Genomic DNA, 1,973 nt, shown 5'->3' on the forward strand with positions numbered 1-1,973 from the left:
TAGGAAAAGAAATCAACCGAGATTGCCTTAGTAGCGGCGAGCGAACGGGCAACAGCCGATATTTATTGTAGTAGTGGAATATTCTGGAAAGTTTAGCGATACAGAGTGATAGCCTCGTACACGAAGCTGCAATAGATACATATTAAGTAGGTCGGGACACGTGTTATCTTGACTGAAGATGGGGGGACCATCCTCCAAGGCTAAATACTCCTAACTGACCGATAGTGAAGTAGTACCGTGAGGGAAAGGCGAAAAGAACCCCTGTGAGGGGAGTGAAATAGAACCTGAAACCGTATACGTACAAGCAGTGGGAGCAGACTTGTTCTGTGACTGCGTACCTTTTGTATAATGGGTCAGCGACTTAATTTTGGTAGCGAGGTTAACCGTTTAGGGGAGCCGTAGCGAAAGCGAGTGTTAACTGCGCGTCTAGTTGCCAGGATTAGACCCGAAACCCGGTGATCTAGCCATGGGCAGGTTGAAGGTTGAGTAACATCAACTGGAGGACCGAACCCACTGACGTTGAAAAGTCAGGGGATGACCTGTGGCTGGGGGTGAAAGGCCAATCAAACCGGGAGATAGCTGGTTCTCCCCGAAATCTATTTAGGTAGAGCCTCGGACGAATTCCATTGGGGGTAGAGCACTGTTAAGGCTAGGGGGTCATCCCGACTTACCAACCCTTTGCAAACTCCGAATACCGATGAGAACTATCCGGGAGACACACGGCGGGTGCTAACGTCCGTCGTGGAGAGGGAAACAACCCAGACCGCCAGCTAAGGTCCCAAAATATTGCTAAGTGGGAAACGATGTGGGAAGGCTAAGACAGCTAGGAGGTTGGCTTAGAAGCAGCCATCCTTTAAAGAAAGCGTAATAGCTCACTAGTCGAGTCGGCCTGCGCGGAAGATGTAACGGGGCTAAGCAATATACCGAAGCTGCGGCAGCATACTAGTATGCTGGGTAGGGGAGCGTTGTGTAAGCTGTTGAAGGTGTGTTGAGAAGCATGCTGGAGGTATCACAAGTGCGAATGCTGACATGAGTAACGATAATGGGGGTGAAAAACCCCCACGCCGGAAGACCAAGGTTTCCTGTCCCATGCTAATCAGGGCAGGGTAAGTCGGCCCCTAAGGCGAGGCAGAAATGCGTAGTCGATGGGAAACGGGTTAATATTCCCGTACTTGTATAATCAGTGATGGAGGGACGGAGAAGGCTAGGCTATCGTGGCGTTGGTTGTCCACGTGAAAGTGTGTAGGCTGAGTGCTTAGGTAAATCCGGGCGCTTAAGGCCGAGACACGAGACGAGGCTCTACGGAGCTGAAGTAGTTGATGCCCTGCTTCCAGGAAAAGCTTCTAAACTTATGATTATATGAACCGTACCCCAAACCGACACAGGTGGTCAGGTAGAGAATACTAAGGCGCTTGAGAGAACTCGGGTGAAGGAACTCGGCAAAATAGTACCGTAACTTCGGGAGAAGGTACGCCCCTGTTTGTGAAGGACTTGCTCCGTAAGCAGATGGGGGTCGCAGTGACCAGGTGGCTGGGACTGTTTATTAAAAACACAGCACTCTGCAAAATCGAAAGATGACGTATAGGGTGTGACACCTGCCCGGTGCCGGAAGGTTAATTGATGGGGTTAGCGTAAGCGAAGCTCTTGATCGAAGCCCCGGTAAACGGCGGCCGTAACTATAACGGTCCTAAGGTAGCGAAATTCCTTGTCGGGTAAGTTCCGACCTGCACGAATGGTGTAACCATGGCCACGCTGTCTCCACCCGAGACTCAGTGAAATTGAACTTGCTGTGAAGATGCAGTGTACCCGCACCTAGACGGAAAGACCCCGTGAACCTTTACTACAGCTTGGCACTGAACATTGACCCTACATGTGTAGGATAGGTGGGAGGCTTTGAAGTGTGTACGCCAGTATGCATGGAGCCGCCGTTGAAATACCACCCTTGTATGTTTGATGTTCTAACGTTGTCCCCT

1 rRNA gene is annotated in these 1,973 nt (G+C 50.6%); it reads left to right on the plus strand.

Features of this window, described 5'->3' with window-relative positions:
• A 23S ribosomal RNA gene (locus DRW07_RS18205) occupies positions 1 to 1,973 on the plus strand; the annotation flags it as partial.

The sequence above is a fragment of the Paralteromonas sediminis genome (assembly GCF_003820355.1).
Taxonomy (GTDB): Bacteria; Pseudomonadota; Gammaproteobacteria; order Enterobacterales; family Alteromonadaceae; genus Alteromonas_F; species Alteromonas_F sediminis.